The 3,302-nt window shown below is 48.6% G+C and carries 3 protein-coding genes; 2 read left to right on the forward strand and 1 reads right to left on the reverse strand.

Annotated elements, in window-relative coordinates:
• Positions 1 to 506: 506 nt before the first annotated feature.
• Together ABEA08_RS09635 and ABEA08_RS09640 are read left to right on the forward strand one after the other, a co-directional pair.
• Positions 507 to 1,778 carry a DUF3137 domain-containing protein gene (locus ABEA08_RS09635; RefSeq protein WP_345335082.1) on the forward strand — a complete coding sequence of 424 codons (1,272 nt, stop codon included), beginning with the start codon at positions 507 to 509 and terminating at the stop codon, positions 1,776 to 1,778.
• Positions 1,779 to 1,925: 147 nt separating this feature from the next.
• A complete protein-coding gene (locus ABEA08_RS09640) occupies positions 1,926 to 2,495 on the forward strand; it encodes a LemA family protein (RefSeq protein WP_345335083.1) in 570 nt (189 codons plus the stop codon).
• A 205-nt stretch (positions 2,496 to 2,700) separates the two neighbouring features.
• Here the strand turns inward: ABEA08_RS09640 and ABEA08_RS09645 are convergent, their stop codons facing one another.
• Positions 2,701 to 3,189 (reverse strand): thioredoxin domain-containing protein, encoded by a 489-nt coding sequence (locus tag ABEA08_RS09645; protein WP_345335084.1) that lies wholly within the window; start codon positions 3,187 to 3,189, stop codon positions 2,701 to 2,703.
• Positions 3,190 to 3,302 lie beyond the last annotated feature (113 nt).

Below are 3,302 nucleotides of genomic sequence, written 5' to 3' on the forward strand. Positions count from 1 at the left end.
ATCATCGATGCAAGCACATGTGGCAACTAATCAGGCGGGTGAAGTACTTCATGAACAACGCCTCACCATTCCCGGGTGGTGGTCATGGATTGCAGAAACTGGAGCACAATTAGGATCAGTTATTTAGTCATTTTCCAACCTGCAATTAGTTCCCGCGGAATGCTCGTAAATTCCAGTTATAAGAAAAAGGCCAATAAACATATGTGACATTTATTTAAGTATCCGGCCACAACGGACGGTGACCTTTATTGGCCGTTTAAATCAGCAATTTTTCATTGTGATGATAGATAGAAACGCTACTGATAAAGTAGCCAATTTGCGACGGAACTCACGAGCCAACAAATCGATTGGTAAATGACCTCGAACAAATTGACTCAAGCGTGTATTTTTGTGCCTTATCAATTGCTTGAAGTTAATTGTAGGCAGTGTGTCTATCACTAGAGAGACTCTCTTCACACCACTCCTAGAAAGAAAACAAGCATACCCTAGTGAGTAGAGCCCCCACCATGAGCCATAATCAGCGCGTAAAAGAAAACATTGACGCCATCGCTAAATCCGTTGAAACGGCGCAAAGTCAAAGCGATTTAGTCCAAATCATTAACAAGGTCGCGGAGCATCCGGGTCCACTGGATTACAAAGATAACCATTGGCACCTGCTCAAGTGGGTAATGACGGTGGTTGGTCTGTTTGTATCGTTACCATGGTTTATGGCCTTCATTTCAAACCCCGGCTACTTTCTGCACAATGTCAGCGTCGTTTGGGTTCCGTCACTGATTGTACTTCTGGCGCTTTGGGAATTGGAAAACAGCGAAAAACTTAAATGGCTGGAAGGACGGATCGCGGCTAAAGGGGGACGCCTTGCGCTGGGTACGGCCTTGGCTGCGGTGCTCTTTTACGCTCTGCCTCCCTGGCACTTTCTGTACTGGTCAATCTTTGGCTTTTTCAAGCCACTTTATTCTTACTATTTTGATCAGATGATGCTCGCAAGCCTTGCTCTTGGCGGGACGACGATAGGCATGTGGGTCTGGCTCTCCGGGCGAAAGTACTGGCGAAATGACGTGTCCGATCGCATTTTTTTTCGCGATGTGCTGTTTAATAACAAGCTAACTGCCGTCAACGGTAATGGTCAGAGCCTCGCTAAAACATTGGTTGGACAGTTTTTGGAGTTTCGTCGCGGCAACGACACGAGGGAGATCGAATGGCTTTATCGCGGGCAGCATCAGGGCGAACATCAATCCTTCGATTATCAAATCTACAAATATCACTACGTGGTGAAGACCACGACCACCAGCACCGACAGCAAAGGCAATACCACCACAAGTACGACATACACGAGCTATTACCGCTATGGCGTATTGTTTGATTTTCCCTTTGCCAAAGGACTGGGGATCAGCGCCGATGGCTCAGTTGGGTACAGGGGAGAGCGCTACCGCACCGCCTCCAGCCAGTTCAATAAGGACTATCGGGTGTTCGCGCTGGATCCCATCGACGGTGCCCGCTTCCTTAGCCCGGCTGTCATCGAAGAGATGCAAACCTTATCAAATAAATTCAGCCAGCCGACTTTGCAGATCCGTAACGATCACAAAGCTTGCCTAGCATTTGACAACGAATTGCTGTGTATCAAGCGTACTCATGGGCTGGATGATCCCGCCGCCTTTGCCTCTGAGATCGGCGAGCATCGGCAACTGGTTAACCTACCTCCCCTGCTAAACAGCATCGAGCAACTGATGCGTTTTAATGACAACAACTTTGTTTCGCGTAGCCCCAATGCGGCTTAACGCAAGACGACATCAAGACAAGACATCACGGCGGAACGCCGCGGACTGTCGATCCACTGTTTGCTTAGGGAAACATGATTGGAAAGCCCACTTACCTATCCAACTCGAACTGTTTTTTGACTAAAAAAATTAACTAAGGAATCCCATATGGAAGCTTTACTGTTACTTGTTGCCATCCCGGCTGTGCTGATTATCGGCATTATTGTCGTGTACAACGGCATTATTGGCGCCTATAACGCGGTAGAACGCGGCTGGGCTTCCGTTCTGACTCAGGAACGTCAGAAAAATAAGATCATTCCGACCATCGAAAAGCTGGTTGAAGACTACAAACTGCATGAATCGGGTGTGCTGACTGAAGTGACCAAATTGCGCAGCGCGCTGGCGGATCTGAAAGAGGGCCAGATGGATGCCAACTGTCTGGCGAAAGCCGAGCAATCCACCGCCGGCTTGATGAAGGGTCTGCAAGTGGCTGTCGAAGCCTACCCTGAACTGAAGGCCAGCGACGTGTATCTGAAACTGATGGCCGAGATCTCCGAGCAGCAGGCGCAGATCGGTGCCGCTATCCGCATATTTAACCAAAATGTCGAAGACTTTAATAACAAGATCCAGATGTTCCCAGGTTCTGTCGTCAACGGCATGTTTAATAAGAAGCAAAAGATAAACACCTTTACCGACCAAGAAGCCGAGTCCGGCTTCGACTACAAACCGAACTTCTGATCGTAAGAGGAGCCCCTGTACCGCATCAGGGGCGTTTTGGCTTTATACAGTAAAACTCTGGACAGATAGACCGCAATCCCCATAGCGCTGCAGCAACACGTACAAAAGCCGAGTGCCGCCAAGTCAAACCCGAACGGATCAACCCAAGTCGATTTTGGTGCTGAGGAACCGCTCCGTTTGCCGATCCGAACGGATAATCGGCGATTTACTCCAGCGCCATTAGGTATTCAGCCAACGCCATACGTTGCTCATTGGTCTCGAGATCGTTGTCATACAACACCATGTATTTGCCGTTGACCACCAAGGTGGGAACCGATTTTAGATCAATCGCCGTCATCTCCGCCTTGGTAACGTCAATCAAGGCATTCACGTCAGCGCCATCGGCAATACGCATGATCTCGGCATGATCGAGCCCTCGCTCACTGAAAAATCGATTAAAATCTTCTTGTTCTGGCGGAGTTTTTGCACGCCGCAACTCGACATAAAACTCCATCAGTTCATCGAGATATACCAACTGGTTCAGTTGATCCAAGGCGTAGAATAGCCTCGCGTCACGCTCCCAAATCTCGTTTTTAGTCGAGTGGCGCAATATGAGCGCAAGCGACTCATGCTTGGTCATCAATTCCGAGAGATAGGGCTTCATCTCAATGCAGTAGGGACAGCCAATCCAGATATATTCACAGGGCGAGATCATGAACGTTTATTAGCCAATTGCTACGCATGATTGACCAGCCGATCGCTCTGTGATCTTATGCTCCCTTTTTCGGGGCATGAGCATGGATATCGAGACCATCAAACAGCATTTCA

The sequence above is a fragment of the Ferrimonas pelagia genome (genome assembly GCF_039543565.1).
GTDB classification, from domain to species: domain Bacteria; phylum Pseudomonadota; class Gammaproteobacteria; order Enterobacterales; family Shewanellaceae; genus Ferrimonas; species Ferrimonas pelagia.